Genomic DNA, 21,884 nt, shown 5'->3' on the forward strand with positions numbered 1-21,884 from the left:
ATGCTGGCGGCGGCCGTTTTGCATTGCATCGCAGCAAGTGATTCCTCCATTCGCACGATGCGTATATGGGGCGCGCTTCCCCCTTGCACTGCCTTGCACGATGCAGAGGAGAGGACTACCTTTGAGCTAGAGATGTGCCGGCGCAGACAGACTGTACCGAAGTACGGCAAGGCGGCACAACGACGCCAGGAGCATTTTGTTAGCGGCTCCAGCGAGTGACGCGCAGCGAGGTGACCTATGTCGCTTGCGATTGCCCTGTTCCTGATCATCGTATTGGCGGTGGGGTTTCACTTTGCCAGTCCCTGGTGGATCACGCCGATCGCCTCGAACTGGGTGCGCATGGACGACATGCTGACGATCACGCTCGTCATTACCGGCGCGCTCTTCATCGCGATCAACCTGTTCATGGTGATCGCACTGGTGCGCTACCGCCACCGCAAGGGTCATCGCGCTACTTACGAGCCGCACAACAGGCGGCTGGAATGGTGGCTGATCGGCCTGACCTCTCTAGGCGTGGCAGCGTTGCTGGCACCGGGGCTGTTTGTCTACGCGGACTACATACGGCCGCCGCGCAACGTGCTGCAGATGGAAGTGTTCGCCCAGCAATGGCAATGGCGCTTCCGCTTTGCCGGCCCCGGCGGCAAGCTGGGCACGACGGACGTGCGCTACATCAGCAACGACAACCCCTTCGGCCTGAACCCCGGCGACCCCAACGGCCGTGACAACTACCTGATCGAGACGCCCGAGGTGCACCTGCCGCTCAACCGGCCGATCCAGGTCCTGACACGGTCGCGCGACGTGCTGCACGACTTCTACGTACCGCCGTTCCGTGCGCGCATGAACATCGTGCCCGGCATGGTGACCTCCTTCTGGTTCACGCCGACCAAGGCGGGGCGTTACGACATCCTGTGCGCGCAGCTTTGCGGTATCGGGCACGCCAACATGCGCGGCGTGGTGGTGGTGGAAGACGAAGCATCGTTCTCGCGCTGGCTGGCGCAGCAGAGCACGTTCGCGCAGCTGCAGCAGGCCAGGGTGCAGGCCGCACCCGCCGCTGCAGGCGGCAGCGCCCACGCGCTCGCTGACCAGGGCAAGACGCTCGCAGAGGCCAAGGGCTGCTTCGCCTGCCATACCGTGGACGGCAGTCCGCGCGTGGGCCCCACCTGGAAGGGCCTGTACGGCAAAACCGAAACGATGGCCGACGGCAGCACCGCGAAGGTGGACGAAGCCTATCTGCGCGCCTTCATCCGCAATCCTAAGGCCCGCGTCGTGAAGGGCTTCGCACCCATCATGCCGACCTTCGACCTGAGCGAGCAGGAGCTGACCGCGCTGGTGACGTACATCGAAGCGCAAGGCGCTCCGGCCGCCAGCAGCGCAGCCCAACCCTAGCGGAGCAGACGCAATGCCCTACGCACACACCGACCACGCTGCGCAAAGCTTCTGGACCCGCTATGTCTGGAGCCAGGACCACAAGGTCATTGCCGTGCAGTATTCGCTGACGGCCATCGCCATCGGCCTGGTCGGCCTTGTGTTGTCGAACCTGATGCGGTTGCAGCTCGGCTTTCCGGGCAAGTTCAGTTTCATCGACGCCAACCACTACTACCAGTTCGTCACCATGCACGGGATGATCATGGTGATCTACCTGCTGACGGCGCTGTTTCTGGGCGGCTTCGGCAACTACCTGATCCCGCTCATGCTGGGCGCGCGTGACATGGTGTTCCCGTTTCTCAACATGCTGAGCTACTGGGTCTACCTGCTGGCCGTGCTGGTACTGGTGTCGAGCTTCTTCGTGCCAGGCGGGCCGACCGGCGCGGGCTGGACGCTGTACCCACCCCAGGCCATCCTGCCGGGCACGCCGGGCGCGCAATGGGGCATCATATTGATGCTGGTGTCGCTGGCGATCTTCATCGTCGCGGCAACGATGGGCGGTCTGAATTACGTCACCACCACGCTGCAGGCGCGCACGCGCGGCATGACGCTCATGCGCATGCCGCTCACGGTGTGGGGCATCTTCGCGGCGACCATCCTGGCGCTGCTGGCGTTTCCGGCGCTGTTCGTGTCGGCGGTGATGATGCTGCTCGACAGGACACTCGGCACCAGCTTCTTCATGCCGGCCGTGGTATCGATGGGGCAGACGCTCAAGCATGGCGGCGGCAGCCCGCTGCTGTTCCAGCACCTGTTCTGGTTCTTCGGGCATCCGGAGGTCTACATCGTCGCGCTGCCGGCCTTTGGAATCGTGTCGGACCTCATCAGCACGCACGCGCGCAAGAACATCTTCGGCTACAAGATGATGGTGTGGGCCATCATCATCATCGGGGTGCTGAGTTTCGTGGTCTGGGCGCACCACATGTTCATCGCCGGCATGAATCCGTACTTCGGCTTCTTCTTTGCCACCACCACGCTCATCATCGCCGTCCCGACCGCCCTCAAAGTCTACAACTGGGTGCTGACGCTGTGGCGCGGCGATATCCACCTGACCGTGCCGATGCTGTTTGCCATCGGCTTCATCAGCACCTTCGTCCTGGGTGGGCTGACCGGGCTCTACCTCGGCAACGTGAGCGTGGACATTCCGCTGTCGAACACGTACTTCGTGGTGGCGCACTTCCATATGGTGATGGGCGTGTCGCCGATCCTGGTGGTGTTTGGCGGCATCTACCACTGGTATCCGAAGGTGACGGGACGCATGCTCAACGACACGCTCGGGCGCGTGCACTTCTGGGTCACCTTCCTCGGCACCTATGCGATCTACTTCCCGATGCACTATCTCGGCCTGCTGGGCATGCCGCGGCGGTATTACGCGTATGAGGGCTACAGCTTCATTCCACATTCGGCGCAAACGCTCAACACGTTCATCACCGTCATTGCGCTGATCGTTGCGGTGGCGCAGTTGCTGTTCCTGTTCAACCTGGCGTGGAGCCTGGTGCGCGGCAAGCATGCCGACAGCAACCCGTGGCGGGCCACCACGCTGGAATGGCAGACGCCGCAAACGCCGCCAGTGCACGGCAACTGGGGCGCCGCGCCGCCCGTCGTCTACCGCTGGGCGTACGAATACAGTCCGCCGGGGCACGAGGAAGACTTCGTGCCGCAAAACCAGCCGCCTGAGAGGGCGCCTGAACCGGCCCACCCGACGCTTGAACCCGGCGAGGCACGCGAATGACCACACTGCGGACCACCCTGCGCCGCTCCTTCGTTCCTGACGCGCCACCTCCTGTCTTGCCGAATGCGAGCCGCATCGGCCTGATCCTCTTCATGGCGGTGGCAACGACATTGTTTTCACTGCTGCTGCTCGCCTACGCAATGCGCATGCGCGAGCCCGACTGGCAGTCGATCCCGCATCCGGCGCTGCTGTGGTGGAACACCGGCGCGTTGGTGCTGGCCAGCATTGCCATGCAGCGTGCCCGGCAGATCACCTTGCATCGCGCGGCGTGGCTGGTGTCCAGCGGTGTGCTGGCGGCCGTGTTCGTGATCGGACAACTGACCGTCTGGCGCATGCTGTCGGCCACCGGGCAGACCGTCACCGTCAATCCTTCCAATAGCTTCCTCTACCTGCTCACCGGCCTGCACGGGTTGCATGTGCTGGGCGGGCTGGTGGCCTGGGCGGTGACGATCGCGCGTCTGCAGCACGGGGACCCCTTCCGAACCCAGCGCGCCATCGCGCTGTGCGCGATCTACTGGCATTTCCTGCTGGCTGTCTGGCTCGTGCTGCTGGCGGCGATGTGGTGGATCACCCCTGGGGTCGTCGCCGCCATCTGCGGGCCGCTGTATGGAGCCGCGCCATGACCACGCCCACGCTCCCGACCGAATCCGCTGCCGCCACGCCCCCCACCGACGCCGGGCCTGACGGCTGGCGCGGCATCGTCACGGACTGGTCGGCCGACCGCCAGGCCTTCAAGGTGCCGTGGGGCAAGGCGATGATGTGGATCTTCCTGCTGTCGGACACCTTCATCTTCAGCAGCTTCCTGATCGGTTACATGACGGTGCGCATGTCGACCACGGTGCCGTGGCCTGACCCTTCCAAGGTGTTCGGGCTCACTGTGGGCGGCGTGGATGTGCCCTTGCTGCTGATCGCCATCATGACGTTCGTCCTGATCAGCAGCAGCGGCACCATGGCGATGGCTGTCAACTTTGGCTACCGGCGCAACGCAAAGCGCGCCGCCGCACTGCTGCTGGCGACCGCGCTGCTGGGCGCGACCTTCGTGTCGATGCAGGCCTTCGAATGGACCAAGCTGATCGTCCATGAAGGTATCCGCCCCTGGGGCAACCCGCTGGGCGCGGCGCAGTTTGGCGCGTGCTTCTTCATGATCACCGGGTTCCACGGCTTTCACGTGAGCTGCGGTGTGATCTACCTGCTGCTGGTCGCACGCAAGATCCTGCAGCCGGGGTTCAGCGAGCACGGCAACTTCCAGATCGTGGAGATTGCCGGCTTGTACTGGCACTTCGTCGACCTGGTATGGGTGTTCATCTTTGCGCTGTTCTATTTGTGGTGAGGCAGACCATGGACCACACCGATCTCGCCCATCGACCCGACGCCGCGCACGGCCAGCAGCATCCGATCGGCATCTACCTGAAGATCTGGGGCCTGCTGTTCGTACTGAGCACGATGTCGTACATGGTCGATTACTTCCACGTGCAGGGCCTGCTGCGCTGGGCGCTGATCGTCGTGCTCATGTTCGCCAAGGCCGGGCTGATCGTGTCGATTTTCATGCACATGATGTGGGAGCGGCTGGCGCTGGTGTACGCCATCCTGATACCGCCCCTGTGCCTGCTGGTGCTGCTGGTGCTGATGGCTGCCGAAGCGCATCACACCTTCGGCATGCGGGAACTCTTCTTCCATTGACCCGCCACCGCATACTTTCACGCAGCAGCAGGGTTCATGGATCTATCCGCATGGGGTGTGCCTGGAACGCACCGTTCTGAACTCTGAATACAGAACGACCCGACAAACGCCGGGCCGCTATTGTTTCCTGGCTCGTTTTCCTGGCTCGCTGAAAATCTCAGCGAAAAACACCTTCAAGTCAGGCGTGCTTCTCACTGAACTCGGTGAGCGGCACAGGCTGCTTGAGAGGATCGAAGTCGGCCCACCGCCCTTGTTGCCAGTTGCCGGTCGCACGTTCGATCGCCGCGCCTCCCGCATCGCGCAGCACCCGTGCGGCGTCCATCTGGCTGTCCGGCGACACGTGTACGGCCACCAGCACGCCGGAATCACGGGTTTCTTCGTTGCTCGCTTCATTCGTGCGCATCATTGCGCCGACCAATGAACCGACATACGCACTCACCCCGGCCGCGATCAGCGACACGATAAGCGGCGCCGAAAACGCCGCGAAGATCCCGACGCCGATCACGGCGCCAATCCCTGCGCCAATTGCGATGCCCATCTCGGCACCCTTCGGCGCCCCCCTCGCGTTTGCGTCGATGCTGGTATCGCCGCCGGGCCGAAAACGTGCGTGCTGGCCGGGCGGATTGACGAAAAACAGTGTGACGTCCTCCTCGACGAAACCGGCATTGAAGAGCCGTTGCGCCGCGTCTTCAGCGGCGGGGAATGTCGTGAAGCGTGCTGCGACGATGAGTGACATGTGGCCTCCTTCCATCGTTGACTAGCGGTTGCACAGACTATGCCGCCCCACCTCACCCGCGCCGAGGCACAGGTGCATGCGGTGGCACGCGCCAGGACTATGCCGTGGTGCCGCGATCGGGTTCCATGCCGCTCACTGTGAACAGTCCGCTATGTAACACTACGCCTTTGCCGCCGTTCTGGTCCATCGCTTCCGCGCAAACCGAACGGATACGATTGCGGCCGTTGCGGAAAACAGTCATTAAGGCGGATTCCGGCGCGCAATGGGCGCCGAAATGATCTTTCAGCGCCGCACTGACGACATCGCCCGGCAAGCGCCCCTGCCGCGATGCCGCCCGGTTTGCGGCATGCGGACGACACCAGGCCCGGCTACACACGCAGGCGGGAAGAAGGCGGCTTCGCCTACTTCGACGTGAGCGGCAAACGCATTGGCGCTATCAGTCTCGCGAGTTGGAGGACTAGAATGAATTATCCGAATCGATCGGGAGAAAAATTGTGCAACTTCACATGGGTTCCCATCATTTCACACACGGCCAGCCCGACTGGCGTGCAGCCGTGCTGGCAGGCGTCATCGCGGGTGCGGTGTTCCTGGCGCTAGGGGTTATCCTGATGGCACTGACGACGGGCGCAAGTCTGCTGGAGCCACCACGCATGGTCGCCGCGATCATGCTGGGACGAGGTGCATTGCAATCGCCGCAAGCATTCTCAATTGGCATCGTGCTGGCGGCCTTTGTGGTGCATTTTGCCCTTGCCATCGGATTGGCGCTCATCCTCGGTCTGATCATGACGTCATTCAATCTTGACTCGAGCATGGGGATGGCTTCACTGGCGGGTGGCGCTTTCGCTGTAGCCGTTTACCTGATTAATTTCTACGGCATGACACGGTTTTTTCCGTGGTTCGCAGAAGCGCGCAACTGGGCCAGCCTGTTCGTTCACATCGTCTTCGGTATCGTGACCGCGAACCTGTACATGAGGCTGGAGCGCAACACATCCCGCAGGGTCAAGGCGGACGCGGTCGGCCCGTCGTAGTCCGGTGCCGTGCTGATCAAATCGATCGCTCAGAATGGCGCTCCTGAGTCGGTGACCATCGACAAAAGCGGCGCCAATCTCGCCTCGCTCGAAGCCATCAATGCCGAGTGTGAAACATCCATCAAGATCGGCCAGTCCAAATATCTTTTTGCGAGCGACCAGGGAGCGATGGCTGACTAGTCACCCTGGCCGTATCGCGTACCGGTCAGGTAGCGATCAGGTCTACCGATTGACTCTGCGGTCGCGCGACGCGATACGCGTTCGGCGATTCGCCATATTCCTTTCTGAACTCACGGCCAAGATGTGACGCGTCGGAGAAGCCGCAAGACGTCGCAATATCGGCTACCGTTCGGTCCGAACTGGTCAATAGCCAGGACGCCGTGCGCATCCGGATCTGTCGGCCATATGCGTGGGGAGATTTGCCCGTCTGCGCGGAAAACAGGCGCTCGAGCTGCCGCACCGACATATCGAGTCGTCGAGCCAGCTCCGCGAGGCTCAGCGGCTGCCCAATGTGCTGCTCCATCAGCAGGATCGCTCGCCTTACCTTGGGGTGTGTCGCAGGTTCGAGTCCCGGAGGATGCGGCTGCGGAGCGTTGCCTTTCTGGGCGTCATCGACGAGCATGATGCGCAGCGCCTTCTGCACGATCGTGGCCTCGACATGTCGCAGCAGGATAGCGGCTGCTACATCGATTGAGGCTCGCCCGCCGGAGCAGGTAATGCGCCGTCTGTCGATGACGAACAACCGGTCCGCAACCAGGTTGCGTTCGTCGACGCCAGGAAAGCGCTCGACGAAGTCCCAGTAGTGGAACCAGCTCACGCATATGCGATAGCCGTCCATCACTTCAGCCCGCATCAACGCAAACACGCCCGTGCAAATCCCGACCAGGGTGGCAGACGTTTTCGCTGCGTCGCGGATGAACTGAAGCGTGGCTTTGCTTGCGGACGGCCCCGAGTGCAGCAAGCCGCCAACCACCACCACGTAATCGAAAGAGGCGGCTTCGTCAAAGGTCGTCCAGGGCGTGACCTGGATTCCACAGCTTGCCCTGACGGGAACAAGAGACTCCCCGACGATGGTCCACGAACACCGCACGGGTCTGCTCATGTCGCCTTCGTCGCTCGCCAGCCTCAGAAGATCGACGAAACCGGAAAACGCCGTCAACGTGAAGTTGGGCAGGAGCACGATGCCAAAGCGCAGTGGCCGGGACGCTGCGGCGTTGGAATGAATGATGTCGCTAGCCATGGGACTGCCTGCCTTGACGCTTCAGGAGTCGGCCAGCACTATCGTCTCCGGCTTGCCTGCTCGCGTCTTCTGAACTGATCTCACTCAAGTTATCTGGCTGCTGCGATTTCGACGCCTTGCCATTCGCGCATCATTGCGCTGACTTCCTCACCAAGCCATTCACGGAACTGCAGGTACTCGGGTCGAAGCTTTGCGTTCTTGTGCGTTATCAGATAGTGGTGGCGGTCGTGGAATTCGAGCGCATCCTGCACGGGTCGAATCAGGTGCCCCTGTTCGACCTGGCGATGCACAAGATGATGCCAGCCGAGCAAGGTGCCCTCACCGGCTTCGGCCTGCGATACGAGGAGTCGGTAATCGTTGCTCTCCAGCCGTTCGTTTTCGACCAGTCTGTCCGAGCTATCGCCTTGCTGAAACCAGTTTCGCCACACGCGCCAATCAACGTGCTCGCAAACCTGGGCGCGCCCCAGCAACGAAAGATTCAACGTGGGATGCGACAGGAGGTCCAGTGGCTTCACCGACCTTCCGCGGTAATGATGCTCGAAGAACGACTCATTGCAGACGGGATACACCACGTCGTGAAAGAGCGGCTCGATTTCGTACTCGGGCTCGCGCGGCGGATTCTTGGTGATGATGATGTCCGGTTCCATCAGATCATCGAGCTCCATGAAGTGCTCGGTCACCATCACGTGCAGCCTGACATCCGGAAACCTCTTGCGGAACGAGGGCAGCCTGAACGACAGCCACAGGGCGGAGAACGTATGCGAGACGCAGATAGTCAGTGCATGCCTGTCGGCGCGACGCACTGCCTCGGCCGCTTCCGCGATGTTCATGATTGACAGATAGGAGGCGTTGTACAGAATCCGCCCCGCATCGGTGAGCGCGATATGCCTTCCGGTGCGCTCAAACAGGGCCACATCGAGCGACTCCTCGAGTTCCTTGATTTGCCTGCTGATTGCCGCCTGGGTCACGCACAGCACTTCCGCCGCCTGGGTGAAGCTTTCGTAGCGCGCCGCGGTGACGAAGCATCTCAGCGCCCGTAGCGACGGCATCTGTGCGAGGAGCCTGTCGGCAAATAACTGCTTCTTTTGCATCGTTGTGACCTTTCAAGCGGAAACGCGCGGTTCGGTCCGAGGACTCCGCGTCAATGCCGCCCCATCGCCCGGTGCAATGGGGCCGCGCCCATGGGAGAAGCGCATCCCAAGGCATGAAACAAGTTTGCGAGTCTTATCGCTCACTGGCAAGAGAGGTCAACCCGGGACGAAAGCGGCTGCGTAACCGCTTGCACGTCCGAAGGCAGGTGACCATGACCGTCATGGGTGAGCCATGTTGCTCACCGGAACATCAGGTCTGTCACGCCTGTTTCGAGCAGCGCACTACGCGCGAACTTCAAGTCTCATCAAAATCCGGTCCAACGCGTCAGAGAAGTGCGAATAGGTACCCCGCTTCGAAAGCTCGGTGTGAACCTGTTCGTTGAGGCCACCGGGAGTCATGCAATGCTCGATCAGCTCGGTGAACGGTTCTACGCCTCGAGTCGTATCGTGTGCGAGACCCACACAGTAGCCCGACAGAAACGAGCGAGCGGCATCGTAATCGAGCCCTTGACGCACGAGCCATGACGCCTGGGCTTCCAGCACCGCAAAGAAGCTCGCCATGGTCGCCGTCACGGCCGACAGTGCGTCGAACTTGTGCTCGTCATCGACTTCGACTGCCTTGCCCAAAGCCGAGAACAGAGACTTCGCAAGCGCGTCTGGAGGACAGATTGCCGTGCTGCCCTTGCATTCGGCGACTGCCGGCAACGGTATGGCGCGCACAATCGTGCTTTCAGTGCGGACAAGCCGGCGCAGCTCATCTAACCGAATCCCGGCGATAAAGCTGATGACATGATGGCGCGACTCAAAACGGAGTTCGCTCAACACGTCGGCAGCGATTTGCGGAATGACCGCAAGGCACACAACGTCGGACGTCGCCAGCACTTCCTGATTGCTTGCGCAGACCTGCACGCGCCCATCGAGGCCAGCGAGCCTCGCGGCAGTTTCGGCGTTACGGGGCGATAGTGCAAGGTGCTCGAATGATACGTCAGACCGAAGCAGGCCGGTAACGACTGCCTGCGTGATGCTGCCCGTCCCGATGAATCCAAGTCGCATTTCGCCTCACATGTGGGTGGAGCGCGGCGGCGTCGCGCAAAGCCGCGTCTTTATCGTTAGTGTCGCTCGCCCGGCCACAGAGACCGGGCACCATCAGCGGCTGCATGATTTCAGTCGAGCTTCAGCCAGGTGGTCTTCAGCTCACAGTACTGGTCATGCGCATAGACGGACTTATCGCGGCCACCGAAGCCCGATTGCTTGAATCCACCGAACGGCGTCGACAGATCGCCCTCGCCGAAGCAGTTCACCGTCACGGTACCCGCGCGGATCCGGGCGGCAATCTTGTGGGCGCTATTGACGTTGTCCGTCCACAGCGAGGCAGCCAATCCGTAGCACGTGTCGTTGGCAATCCGTACCGCCTCGTCGATATCGGCGTATTCGATAAAGCAGACTACCGGGCCAAAGACTTCTTCGCGAGCAATGCTCATCTGCGGCGTGACGTTATCGAAGATGGTTGGCTCGACAAACCACCCGCCCGTTTCGGTGCGTGTGGCCTTGCCGCCGCACACGAGACGCGCGCCTTCCGACTTCGCTTTCTCGATGTGCGCGAGCACCTTTTCGTAGTGCTTCTCTTCGATCAGGGACCCCAGCTTGACATCAGGGTCCAGTGGGTCGCCCGTTTTCCATCCTTCCAGAACTGCCTGGACCTTTTCGAGCAAGTCGGCCTTCGAGGTCGACGGCACCAGAATCCGGGAACCCGCGCTGCAGTTCTCGCCCATGTTCCAGAACGCGGCAGCGACAGCCTGCTCCGCAACGGCGTCGAGATTGGCGACGTCGGGCAGCACGACCTGGGGGTTCTTGCCGCCACATTCCAGTATGACGCGCTTGAGGTTCGTATCCGCCGAATAGTGGAGGAATCGCTTGCCGGTTTCCGTCGAGCCGGTGAAGGCAATCAGGTCGACGTCGGCATGGCGGCCCAACGCCTGGCCCGCGCTCTCTCCAAAGCCGGTAACCACACTGAAGACACCTGCAGGCACGCCAGCTTCCATTGCGAGGTCGGCGATGCGCAGCGTGGAAAGCGATGTCTGCTCAGCAGGTTTCACAATGACGCTGTTGCCAACAGAAAGCGCCGGGCCGATTTTCCAGGCAAGCATCAGCGCCGGGAAATTCCACGGCAGAACAGCGCCCACCACACCGATCGGTTCACGGGTAATCATGCTCACCACGCTCGCGCCCGACGGCGAAAGTGCGTCATAGCGCTTGTCGGTGACTTCCGCGTGCCAGCGGATACACGCGGCCGACTCGGGAATATCCAGTCCCATGCACTCGCTGATTGGCTTGCCCGCCTCGAGCGCTTCGAGGAGCGCCAGTTCCTCGGCGTTGTCGTCAATCAGTTGCGCGAGACGCAAAAGCACTGATTTTCGCTGGGCCGGTGCTGCCTTTGACCACACGCCGGACTCGAACGCATCTCTCGCCGCCACGACCGCCCGGTCGATGTCTTTCGTATCACACCTGGCGATCTCGGCCAGTACTTTTCCCGTCGACGGATTCAAGGTCTCGAACGTCTCGTTCGAGGCGGCTGCACATCGTTGCCCGGCGATAAACGCTCGTCCGTCGAGCGCCAGGGCTTCTGCTTTCTGTTTCCATGCCTGATATGTTGTCATGTCCTGTCCTCATCGATCTAAAGTTCGGCCCCGGCCGAAAATTCCTTCATCCAGATAGCCGCGGACACTGCGACGTCGGTAATCGGACGAACCGGCAGCGAGCGCGGATGCGGCTGATGCAAAAGCTGACGCACGAGGTCGTTGGTGTGACCGAGCGCGTACTCGGCGATGAGCTTGCCTGATGCCGACCCTCTACTCATACCGAGGCCATTGCACCCCACCGCTTCAAAGACGCCATCGTCCCGGCGCCCGAACAGCGCACCATTGTTTGCAGACAGACACAATGGGCCGCCCCAGGTGTACTCCAGTTCGACGTCCTTCAGCATTGGAAAGCGCCGGTCGAACGACCGTTGATGCAAACTCTTTGCCTTTGCGAGGTCGGCCTGGGACACTTCGAGACTGGGTCGAAACGCAAAGTGGTTGCGAACGCATATGCGGTCGGTAATCAAACGGCGCACAGTCGAGCCCATCGGGTCGGCCGGAATCAGCGCCCACGACCGTGTGCCGCCGAGCCGGCTGATCTCTTCCTGATTCATCACCCGGGTCATGGATGCAAACGTGTACACGGGCAGCAGACCATTCGGATGCCCCCCGAATGTCGCCGCATACGCGTTGGTGCAAAGAATCACGCGCTTCGCCACAATCTTGCCCGCGGCTAACGTCAGGACCTTTGACTGTCCCTGGTCCTCTATTCCCTTTACCGGGCTAAGCTCGAACACCTTCACATTTTCCGGCAAGGTCGCGGCAAGACCGCGCATGAGGGCTGCCGGCTGGACCGTGCTGCACCCCGGCGTAAAGAGCGCGCCCTGATAGAAGTTCGTGCCGGTGATCTTCGCGATCGCTGCTGCGTCCAGCCACTCGAAGCTTTCGTCAATGCGAGCGAGGCCTTCGGCGAAGTGGCCTAGCGCCGCGTGTCCTTTCCTGTTCACCGAAGCATGAAACTTGCCGTCGTCGCGCCAGTCGCAGTCGATGTTGTATTGCTTGACCACCGAGCGGACGTAGTCGATACCGTGACGTTGAAACCGGACGTCTGCCTTATCCGCTTCCACACTTCGCGAGTAGCTTTCACTGCTGATGTCGTGCGGCAAATCGACAAAGAATCCGGAATTTCGTCCGGCCGTGGTGCGCCCGATCCGGTCCGCCTCGACCAGCGCAATCGACGCATCAGGTGCAAGTTCAGCGAGGCGTCGGGCAGCGCACAGCCCCGTAATGCCACCGCCGACAACGACCCAGTCATATCGGTGTTCAGAAGACACCGTCTCGGCGGGCAGTGCCGGGGGCAGAATTTCCCACCAGCCGTTCACACCATCCGGAGCGGGAAACCGCACGAATTCCAGTTTCGAGGCCATGCAAGTTACTGTGCTTTGCGCAACATGGGTTGAATGAGCGTCGCAAACGCGCTGCGCTCTTCTTCAGTGAGGGTGCCGAGCGGCGCGCGGGCGACACCGACGGGCATACCCGCCAGCTCACATCCGTAACGAACGTATTGAATGAATTTTCCGCTGCGTTCCAGCAGTTCGAGCACAGGCAGCAATTGCGCCATCAGCTTGCGGCCGGTTTCGAAGTCATTGCGCTTCACGCATGCGTCGAAGAGCGCAGTGTGCGCTTCCGGCAGGAAGTTGGAAGCACCGCCGACCCAGCTCCTTGCACCCCACACAAAGAACTCGAGCGCCTGGTCGTCCATGCCGCAGCTCAGCACCAGCCTGTCACTGAAATGGGTGACAAGGTGATGCAGATGCGAGATGTCGCCAGTGCTTTCCTTCATCGCGACGAAGTTGGGCCGCTCGAGCAGTTTCTCCAGAACGGTATCGCTGATTTCCGTGCCCGTGCGGGCCGGAAAGTTGTACAGCATGGTGGGCATGTCCAGACTGTCGTCCACCGTCAGCATGTGGCTCAGCAGTTCTTGCTGGGTCGGCTGCGCATAGTACGGGGCGGCAACCAGCAAGGCGGAAAATCCGGCGCGCTTCGCTTCCTGACCGAGGCGAATGACCTCTTTCGTCGTGGTTGCATTGATGCCGGCAGTCAGAAAGGTCTTCCCGCCCGCCGCTTCGGCTACGGTATTGAACGTCTGAACCCGCTCGTCGAAACTCAGCGCATAGTATTCGCCCGTGGTCCCTCCCACCCCAAGACCGGAAACGCGCCCCGCAAGATTGGCTGCATGCTTGCCGAGCAAATCATGATTGATTTCACCGTCCGCTTTGAACGGTGTGACGAGCGGCGTATGTACTCCCTCGAAGCTCATTTCAGTTCTCTCTTCAATAAAGGCGTCAAATAATCTGGCAACGACTCAGCGCAGTCGTTGCGCTCTTTTGTGGATTAAACAAGGGCATCCGCATGCGAGTAAATCGGAAACTGGCTGCAGAGGTCTCGCACCCGGCTACGCACTGCGCGTTCGGTCCGTTCATCGCCATTGGGCTCTTTTTCGAGCCCCGACAAGACCTCGAGAATCATCTGGCCGACCTGCTCGAACTGCGCGGCACCGAAGCCTCGCGTTGTTCCAGCGGGCGTGCCGAGGCGAATGCCCGAGGTGACCGTCGGGTTCTCCGTATCGAACGGAATCCCGTTCTTGTTGCAGGTGATGCCCGCACGCTCGAGCGCTTTCTCAGCCTGCGTACCGGTCAATCGCTTCGAGCGCAAATCGACCAACAGCAGGTGGTTATCGGTCCCGTCCGTCACGAGGTTCAGACCGCCCGACTTCAGCACATTGCCGAGCGCCTGCGCGTTACGTAGTACCTGGTCGATATAGGTCGTGAACTCCGGGCGAAGCGCCTCACCAAATGCAACCGCTTTGCCTGCGATGACGTGCATGAGCGGGCCCCCCTGGAGTCCGGGGAATACGGCCGAATTGATTTTCTTTGCAATGTCGCCGTGATTGGTGAGGATGAATCCGCCTCGCGGTCCGCGAAGCGTCTTGTGGGTGGTGGACGTCACCACATCGGCAAACGGGACTGGGTTAGCATGTCTGCCCGCCGCAATGATGCCCGCAATGTGTGCCATGTCGACCATCAACAAGGCACCTACGCTGTCGGCAATCTCACGAAAAGCGGCAAAATCCAAAGCACGCGGATACGCCGAATAACCCGCGATGATGAGCTTCGGACGATGCTCCTCGGCGAGCCGGCGGACCTGCTCGTAGTCAATGCGGTAGGTGTCGGGGCTCACTCCGTATTGGACGGCGTTGAACCACTTACCGGAAAGCGCAGGACGGGCGCCGTGCGTCAGGTGACCTCCCGCATCGAGCGACATGCCCATCACCGTCTCGCCCGGCTTCACGAGCGCGAGCATCACAGCGCCGTTCGCCTGTGCGCCCGAATGAGGTTGCACATTCGCGTATTCGGCTTCGAACAGGGCTTTCACGCGGTCGATCGCGAGCGCCTCGACCCGGTCCACGTGTTCGCAGCCGCCGTAATACCGCTTGGACGGGTACCCTTCCGCGTACTTGTTGGTCAGCACGGTACCTTGCGCTTCCATCACCGCCGCAGAGACGATGTTTTCTGAAGCGATCAGTTCAATCTGTGTTTGCTGTCTACGCAACTCCAACGCAATCTCTGATGCGATAACGGGGTCACGGCTCTGGAGGGTTTCAGCAAAAAAGCGCGAGTTCTCGTTCACGTGGTCACTCCGGAAGAATTCGTGTGAAGCATGTCTTGCAGGACCGCAAAATCTGTTGATGTGGGGCAGTTCTCGATTGCCCGTCAGGCAGTAAGCAGTGCTCGACCGGCCGTGAACTCAGTGCGCCCTGTCCGTTCACGGCGAGTCTCACTTTCGACTTACTGTTGCAACCAGGCCTTCAGCTTATCCGGATGCGCGTCGACAAATTTCTTCGCTGCTGCCGCGTAGTCGTTCGTGGAGTTGCCCTCGTACTCGATGGACTCGACGTCAGCGAGAGTCAGCTTGAAATGCTTGAAAAACACGTCGGCACGAGGAAACTTCGTTGCGAACTGTTTGGACGCGAAGGCATGGACCTGCTCCTCACCACCTAGCGTACCCTTCGGGTCCTTCAGGTAGCGCATCTGCCATTTCTGGAAGAGCCAGTGAGGGCTCCAGACGGTGGCGACAATCCACTGTTTCGACTGATAGGCGCGCGAGACGCCGGCGAGCATGCCCGCTTCGCTTGACGACTGCAGGTTGTACCCATTCAGGTCGTATGCCTTGATTGTTTTCTCCGACGCCTGCATCAGACCGCCGCCCGGTTCGATGCCCTGCACAGTGCCATTCAGCTTGCTCTTGACATCTGGCTTTTCCAGGTCGGAAATCGACGAGACCTGCGACTCCGGTATGTAAGCCGGCACCGCCCAACCATTCTTGCCGCCGGTATAGATCACGCCGACGTCATCCATGTCGTTCTTGTACCTTGCGTAGTACGCCGCGTGAGTCACTGGCAACCAGCCACCCACCATGATGTCGAGGTCGCCGCGGGCGACACCCTGGTACTGGATGCCAATATCGGCCTGGACGAACTGAACTGGCTGCTTGAGGCTCGTCTCGAGAGCGTATTTGGCGACGTTGGCTACGGCAAGAACGTCGGCCCAGTTTGTCACTGCCATCTTGACAGGTTCGGCCGCGACGGCAGAGCCAGCCCCGAAACCAATGGCAACGACCGTCGACACTACCAGTTGCCCAATGAGCGACTTAAGCAGATTACTTTTCATGTAGTACTCCTACGCTATATGTAGATCTGTGAAAAACTGACCGCAATAGAGACTTGGCGTGTCCGGTCTCCCTGTCCCCATACTACCTGGCGATAGCACTGCGGCCGCTGTACGTGATATCGCCGTTCAAACTTTCCGAGGGCGGCCGCCACTGCACGCGACCGCTGTACCATCCGATTCCTGGTCAGGTTCGTGCCGCGGCGCGGGCGCCAGCCTTTGAGGTTCGTGCGCCAGGTCTTGCCTTCTTTGACTTCACACCAAAACTCTCCGTCAGACGGTCAAGTACGATCGCAAGCAACACCACGCCAAGGCCGCCTTCGAAGCCAATCCCGATATCGAGGCGCTGAATGCCGCCTAGCACATACTCTCCGAGCCCACCGGCACCAATCATCGAGGCAACCACCACCATCGAAAGCGCCATCATGATGGTCTGATTGACTCCTGCCATGATTGACGGCAGCGCATTCGGCAGCTGGATTTTCCGGAGAAGCTGCGAATCCGTGCTGCCAAAGGCGCGGCCCGCCTCCAGCAACTCCTCGCGTACCTGCCGGATGCCCAGGGTCGTCAGGCGTACGACGGGCGGCATGGCGAACACGATGGTCGCAATCACCGCCGGAACCCGGCCCAAGCCGAACAGGATGACGGCAGGAATCAGATAGACGAATGCCGGCATCGTCTGCATCAAATCGAGCAGCGAGCGCAGAACCATTTCCACCCGTTTGTTTCTCGCACCCCAGATTCCCAGTGGCACACCAATGACAAGACTGAAGAACGTCGCGGCAATCACGAGCGCCAGGGTGGAAGTGGTTTGAGCCCATAGACCCATGTAGTGGATGGCCAGAAGCGCAATGCCGACGAAGATCGAAAATGCGACACCACGCCGCCACAGCGCAAACGCTACGAGAACAACCAGCATGACGATGAATGGGACGGCGCCCAACCCGTCTTCCAGCAGCTTGACTACCGCGCCCAGTGCAGCGGAGAAAGCGTCGAAGCCGCCCCGGAAATGCTGAAAGAGAAAATTGACGGCGGCTTCCGCGGACTTGCCGATAATTGACGAATTCATACCGCTCTCCATTCCATAACCTGTTTGAGGATCGTCCGGCAGGACACCACGCCTGCGAGGTTACCGGCATTGTCAGTGACGGGTACGTCGTGTTCCTGGCTCAGTGCGATGGTAGCCAGCTGGTGCAGATCGGCATCGAGTGAAACTGCGTTTACGTCATGAAGCAGCGCGTCACGCACGGGGCGGGTCCCCGACTTGTGCAGCGATGCTGGCGTGACACAACCCTGGTAGCGGCCCGTTTCATCGCACACGTAGCCGCATTCGACGCCACTATCGATAAGCTGATTGAGGTAACGCTCAGAGGATGTCCCGATATCGCAGGAAATCATGCCGCGCTCGACGCGAGTCATGAGCGTTGAAGCCTTGAGAAACCGCGAAACGTCAACGTTGCGGAAGAAGTCCCGTACATAGGAATCCGCGGGTGATTGGATAAGCTCTGCAGGCGTGCCGACCTGAATCAGGCAGCCATCCTTCATGATGCCAATCCGGCCGCCAATCTTGATGGCTTCTTCAATGTCGTGCGAAATGAAGACGATGGTCCGTTGCTCTTCCTTCTGGAGCCGCAAAAGCTCGTTCTGCATTTCGAACCGGATCAACGGGTCGAGCGCCGAGAATGCTTCGTCCATCAGCAGTACCGACGGATTCACCGCGAGTGCGCGTGCCAGGCCGACCCGCTGCTGCATACCGCCAGACAGTTCGCTGGGAAAGAGCTTTTCGTACGACCCGAGGCCGACGCGCGTCAGCGCAGCGCGTGCGATTTCGTAGCGCTCTGCCTTCTTCACGCCGGCGACTTCCAGTCCGTACGCGATGTTGTCGAGCACAGAGCGGTTCGGCAGCAGTGCGAACGACTGGAACACCATCGCCATCTTCTTCAGTCGGACCGCGCGCAATTCCGGTGCGGACATGGGTGCAATATCGCGGCCCTCCAGAATGACCTGGCCGGACGTTGGCTCAATCAGCCGATTGAGTAGTCGAACCAGTGTCGATTTACCGGAACCCGAAAGGCCCATGACGACGAAAATCTCACCCGCCTTGACGCTGAGGCTTACGTCATTGACTGCCACCATGTTGCCGGTCTGCTCGAAAATTTCATTGCGGCCAAGACCCTTCTTCACGAGTTCAGCGGCGCGCTCGGGCTTCGGCCCGAAGATTTTCGACAGGTTTCTGACCGTAAGAATGTCGGTCCCGGAAACGGCAATGGGTTTCGACATTGCGGAAACATCGTCCGCGTTGATTGCGCCCGGATGGACCACGTCTTGTGGCGCGAACGTCAGGTTTGGGGCCATTCTGTCATCCCAACTGGCAAGTTCAAGAAATTGAAGCGCTTGACCTGTTAGCCTTCACAGACCCTGCACTCGAAGGTGTCGTTTGCTCTCGCCAGACACCGTTAGCCAGTTTCATCCTGGAGCTGTGGGGCATAAGCCGAAGGCAAACTTCGCGAGGCAGTAGCGTCGAAGAAGTCACTATTCATCGCACGAAACACAAAATAATCGTGCGTCGATAATTCGGTCGCTGGTGCCTAATGCAATGATTGCAGCGTAGCAAGCCAAATTGACTCATCCAGCTACATTTTCTGGGCACTTTTCCATACCTTTGGTAATGCATCGCGGAGGTGCAGTGCGCGCTGAACCGAGGCGCACGTGATGAGATTCCCGCTCAGCCAATGTGGGTGCGGGTTTGCGGCCGAGGGCACCGGGCAATGCCGGTGTTCCTCGCCTGCAGTTCTGACGCGGCGCAAGCCGCGGCATAGGGAATGTCCTAGGTCTGCGGCCCAAACAGGGGCATTTGCGCAACCTGCTTGCGCAGGTCATCGCCTATGCCGGCCAATCGCACGTGGACCGGGGACGGAGGGATGGAGGGGACGCAGCGCACGTCGTCGTTGCGCAAGCGGACGCTATCGCCACGCGGTTACAGCAGCGCGACGACCCGCACATCGCCCTGCTCGGCCGACGCGACAACCTTCTCGCCGATGCGGCGGAACGTGATCGACACGGTCGCTTCGCCGACGCGCAGATCGCTGATTTCGAGCCAGTCGATGCCTTCGGGCAGCATCGGCTGCTCGATCACCACTTCGCGCCGCTCGGCGTCGATCGTGATGCCCAGACACGCTTCGAGCATCATGAACGGCGAGCCCGCCGCCCACGCCTGCGGCAGGCAGGCAACCGGGTACGCCGTGGGCGGCTCGCCGCGCCGCCGCGGAAAACCGCAGAACAGCTCGGGCAAACGCATGTCGAAGTTGACCGCCGCCTGGAACAGCGCCTGCAACAACCGCACGGCCGCCGCCTTGCCGCCGTAACGCGACAGGCCGCGTGCGCAGAGCGCGTTGTCGTGCGGCCAGACCGAGCCATTGTGATAGGCCATCGGATTGAAACGCGCCTGGCTCGCGGCCAGCGTGCGCACGCCCCAGCCGGTGTGGAACAGCGTCGATTCGAGCGCGCGCACCACCGCTTCGCCACGCTCGCGCGTGGGCAGCCCGAAGGCCAGCAGGTGGCCCGCATTCGACGCCATCACCCGGCACAGTTCGCCGTGGCCGTCGAGCGCGATGCCGTAGAAGCCGGACTCTTCCATCCAGTACTTCTCTTCGACGCATTGACGGATCTTCTTCGCGCGCTCGCTGTATTGCGTCGCCGCCTCACGCAACCCGCGCAGTCTGGCAAAGCGCGCCATCGTGTCGAATGCGGCGCTCGCGTACGCCTGCACTTCGACGAGCGCAATGGGGCCGTCGGGGAAGCGGCCGTCGGCATGGAACACCGAATCGTGGCTGTCCTTCCAGCCCTGATTGGCCAGTCCGCCGTCCGACTCGCGCTGGTAGTCGAGCAGGCCGTAGCGGTTTTTATCGCAGACGCCCGCGACCCATTGCGCCGCGCGCTCGAGCGCCGGCCACAATTCGTCGATCAGCGCGATATCGCCGGTGCGGACCGCGTAGGCGCCGGCCAGCACGATGAACAGCGGCGTGGTGTCGACGCCGCCGTAGTACAGCGCGAACGGCACTTCGCCGGCGGCGGCCATTTCGCCCTTGCGCATCTCATGCATGATCTTGCCGGGTGCTGCGTCGCGAAACGGCGAATTCTCGCGCGCCTGATGCTCGGCGAGAAAACGCAGCACGCCCGCGGCCAGTTGCGGCTGCAGCCACAGGCTCTGCAAGGACGTAATGACAGCGTCGCGGCCAAACGGCGTCGAAAACCACGGGATGCCGGCATAGGGGTAAGGGCCGGTCGCGAGATCGGTGGTCAAGAGGCCCAGGTCGGCCAGCGACCGGTCGAACCAGGCGTTGAAAAGCGGATTGCTCGAGCGCACACGCGCGGTCGTGCGCCGGCGTTCGCGCATCACGAGGTGAGCGTCGACCAGCGCGGCGCGCACTGCGGCGCGGCCAACGCGCGGACGCTCCGCGTCGATTTGTGACAGATGGCTTTCGCTCAGCGCGTGCACGGGTTGCGAGACATCGGCGACGGGCCGGTCGGCGCCGGCGGCGACCTGCACCGCCACCGACAGATAGATCGACACGCAGGCCTGCGCCGGCAGCTTGACGGTGTAGTCGGCGCGATCGGCGAACAGATTGTCCGGCTCCGGCGCGAATGCGATTTGCACATTGCGCGTCACGTCGTCGAGGCCGACATAGCGCAGCAGCACCTGGCGATTCTCGACGCGCGCCGGGTCGACGCGTCCCCGTTTGTCGCGCCGCAAGCCGCGCACTTCGAACATGTCGCGGAAGTCGCTGGCGAACGAGATTGACAGTGGCACTACGGCGTCGCGCGTGCCGTAGTTGGTGAGTTCGATCGCCTCGTTGAGCACAGTGCCCGACAGCACGCGCACGCGCTCGACGTGAATCACGCCTTCCGGCGTGCTGTCGCCGCCGAGTGGCGGCAGCGGGCGATTGGTCAGATGCGCGGTGAACGATGTGTTGTCGCTGCTGACGCTGCCCGACAGCAGTGACGGCGCGCGGCCGCCGAAGGTCAGGCGCAGTTGTGACAGAACCCGCGTGTCGTTGACGAACAGGCCGTCGTCGTGGCCGGTGATGTCGCCGAGCGGGTCGTTGACGATGAAGGTGTCGCCCGACTTCAGCACGTGCTGGGTAGCGCTCGCGACGTTGAGATTCTCCGTCGGGATGAATACGCCGTCCGGCTCGGGTTCGAGGTGATCGACTCCGCCCGACAGGGACACACCGCCGAGGGCTTCTGGCTGCTGCATCAGGGTCACTCCTATGGGTTCGCTTGTGCGTTCAGTTTCACTTTCGTTGCCGCGCGATACTGCCCGGTCGCTTCCGATTGTAGAAGGTCTGTCCGCGTGAGACGAACTTATCACAGGGGAGTTTCGGTTTTTTTTCCGTGGCACAGGACGTGCAGGAAGCGCGGCGCTCCTTCGTGGCAGCGCCGCGCGGGTGTCGGGCAAGCGTGCGCCTCGACGCTCACCGCTTCGTGAGCGGCTTTGCCTCGCGTTGCGTCTCGCCAACGAACAGCTGACGCGGACGGCCGATCTTCTGTTCCGGGTCGGCGATCATTTCGTTCCACTGCGCAATCCAGCCGACCGTACGTGCCATCGCGAAGATACACGTGAACATCGAGGTCGGGATGCCCAGCGCG

The 21,884-nt window shown here is 61.4% G+C and carries 20 protein-coding genes and 1 pseudogene; 7 read left to right on the forward strand and 14 right to left on the reverse strand.

All coding sequences use genetic code 11. From position 1 onward, the window contains the following. Window positions 1–237: 237 nt before the first annotated feature. From BN2475_RS14535 to BN2475_RS14555, 5 genes are read left to right on the forward strand one after another with little or no spacing between them, the layout of a single operon-like run. Window positions 238–1,386 carry a c-type cytochrome gene (locus BN2475_RS14535; RefSeq protein ID WP_094780205.1) on the forward strand — a complete coding sequence of 383 codons (1,149 nt, stop codon included), beginning with the start codon at window positions 238–240 and terminating at the stop codon, window positions 1,384–1,386. Between the two features lie 13 nt (window positions 1,387–1,399). Beyond that, window positions 1,400–3,154: a cytochrome c oxidase subunit I gene (ctaD, locus tag BN2475_RS14540; RefSeq protein WP_094780206.1), complete on the forward strand. Its 1,755-nt coding sequence runs from the start codon at window positions 1,400–1,402 to the stop codon at window positions 3,152–3,154. Continuing rightward, window positions 3,151–3,777, forward strand: coding sequence for a cytochrome c oxidase subunit 3 (locus BN2475_RS14545; protein WP_094780207.1), 627 nt, complete (start codon window positions 3,151–3,153; stop codon window positions 3,775–3,777). Before ctaD ends, BN2475_RS14545 begins: the two co-directional genes overlap by 4 nt. Next, entirely contained in the window at window positions 3,774–4,484 is a 711-nt protein-coding gene (locus BN2475_RS14550; protein WP_094780208.1) for a heme-copper oxidase subunit III family protein, read from the forward strand. Before BN2475_RS14545 ends, BN2475_RS14550 begins: the two co-directional genes overlap by 4 nt. A gap of 8 nt (window positions 4,485–4,492) precedes the next feature. Further along, on the forward strand, window positions 4,493–4,834 hold the full coding sequence (locus tag BN2475_RS14555; protein WP_094780209.1) for a cytochrome C oxidase subunit IV family protein: 342 nt from the start codon (window positions 4,493–4,495) through the stop codon (window positions 4,832–4,834). Window positions 4,835–5,012: 178 nt separating this feature from the next. On the opposite strand, the gene BN2475_RS14560 is transcribed toward BN2475_RS14555, so the two are convergent. Then, window positions 5,013–5,570 (reverse strand): hypothetical protein, encoded by a 558-nt coding sequence (locus BN2475_RS14560; protein WP_094780210.1) that lies wholly within the window; start codon window positions 5,568–5,570, stop codon window positions 5,013–5,015. A 97-nt stretch (window positions 5,571–5,667) separates the two neighbouring features. Next, the gene (locus BN2475_RS14565) at window positions 5,668–5,883 is read right to left on the reverse strand and encodes a DUF1488 family protein (RefSeq protein ID WP_245841314.1); all 216 of its coding nucleotides are present in this window, start codon (window positions 5,881–5,883) and stop codon (window positions 5,668–5,670) included. Window positions 5,884–6,076: 193 nt separating this feature from the next. Here BN2475_RS14565 and BN2475_RS14570 point away from each other — a divergent pair, with 193 nt between their 5' ends. Further along, entirely contained in the window at window positions 6,077–6,598 is a 522-nt protein-coding gene (locus BN2475_RS14570) for a hypothetical protein (RefSeq protein ID WP_218023695.1), read from the forward strand. An 18-nt stretch (window positions 6,599–6,616) separates the two neighbouring features. After that, a pseudogene (locus BN2475_RS14575) lies at window positions 6,617–6,745 on the forward strand (IS6 family transposase); the annotation flags it as partial. 58 nt (window positions 6,746–6,803) lie between these two features. Here BN2475_RS14575 and BN2475_RS14580 read toward each other — a convergent pair. The 12 genes from BN2475_RS14580 to BN2475_RS14635 form a co-directional block, all read right to left on the reverse strand. Then, a complete protein-coding gene (locus BN2475_RS14580) occupies window positions 6,804–7,838 on the reverse strand; it encodes a GlxA family transcriptional regulator (protein ID WP_094780213.1) in 1,035 nt (344 codons plus the stop codon). A gap of 89 nt (window positions 7,839–7,927) precedes the next feature. Then, window positions 7,928–8,929 carry a LysR substrate-binding domain-containing protein gene (locus BN2475_RS14585; RefSeq protein WP_094780214.1) on the reverse strand — a complete coding sequence of 334 codons (1,002 nt, stop codon included), beginning with the start codon at window positions 8,927–8,929 and terminating at the stop codon, window positions 7,928–7,930. A 282-nt stretch (window positions 8,930–9,211) separates the two neighbouring features. Next, a complete protein-coding gene (locus BN2475_RS14590) occupies window positions 9,212–9,982 on the reverse strand; it encodes a pyrroline-5-carboxylate reductase (protein WP_094780215.1) in 771 nt (256 codons plus the stop codon). Window positions 9,983–10,092: 110 nt separating this feature from the next. Further along, a complete protein-coding gene (locus tag BN2475_RS14595) occupies window positions 10,093–11,586 on the reverse strand; it encodes an aldehyde dehydrogenase (RefSeq protein WP_094780216.1) in 1,494 nt (497 codons plus the stop codon). A gap of 17 nt (window positions 11,587–11,603) precedes the next feature. Further along, window positions 11,604–12,935, reverse strand: a complete 1,332-nt coding sequence (locus tag BN2475_RS14600) for an NAD(P)/FAD-dependent oxidoreductase (protein WP_094780217.1) — start codon at window positions 12,933–12,935, stop codon at window positions 11,604–11,606. 5 nt (window positions 12,936–12,940) lie between these two features. Next, on the reverse strand, window positions 12,941–13,828 hold the full coding sequence (locus BN2475_RS14605; protein WP_094780218.1) for a dihydrodipicolinate synthase family protein: 888 nt from the start codon (window positions 13,826–13,828) through the stop codon (window positions 12,941–12,943). Window positions 13,829–13,902: 74 nt separating this feature from the next. Then, window positions 13,903–15,198 (reverse strand): serine hydroxymethyltransferase, encoded by a 1,296-nt coding sequence (gene glyA, locus BN2475_RS14610; protein ID WP_094780219.1) that lies wholly within the window; start codon window positions 15,196–15,198, stop codon window positions 13,903–13,905. Between the two features lie 158 nt (window positions 15,199–15,356). Continuing rightward, window positions 15,357–16,238, reverse strand: coding sequence for a glycine betaine ABC transporter substrate-binding protein (locus BN2475_RS14615; RefSeq protein ID WP_094780220.1), 882 nt, complete (start codon window positions 16,236–16,238; stop codon window positions 15,357–15,359). 184 nt (window positions 16,239–16,422) lie between these two features. Continuing rightward, a complete protein-coding gene (locus tag BN2475_RS14620) occupies window positions 16,423–17,304 on the reverse strand; it encodes an ABC transporter permease (protein ID WP_094780221.1) in 882 nt (293 codons plus the stop codon). Beyond that, window positions 17,301–18,590, reverse strand: a complete 1,290-nt coding sequence (locus BN2475_RS14625; RefSeq protein ID WP_094780222.1) for a quaternary amine ABC transporter ATP-binding protein — start codon at window positions 18,588–18,590, stop codon at window positions 17,301–17,303. Before BN2475_RS14625 ends, BN2475_RS14620 begins: the two co-directional genes overlap by 4 nt. 622 nt (window positions 18,591–19,212) lie before the next feature. Further along, window positions 19,213–21,492, reverse strand: coding sequence for an amylo-alpha-1,6-glucosidase (locus BN2475_RS14630; protein ID WP_094780223.1), 2,280 nt, complete (start codon window positions 21,490–21,492; stop codon window positions 19,213–19,215). A 217-nt stretch (window positions 21,493–21,709) separates the two neighbouring features. Then, on the reverse strand, window positions 21,710–21,884 hold a 175-nt coding region (locus BN2475_RS14635; RefSeq protein ID WP_281254217.1), incomplete at its 5' end, for a citrate/2-methylcitrate synthase.

The sequence above is a fragment of the Paraburkholderia ribeironis genome (genome assembly GCF_900019265.1).
Lineage (GTDB): Bacteria > Pseudomonadota > Gammaproteobacteria > Burkholderiales > Burkholderiaceae > Paraburkholderia > Paraburkholderia ribeironis.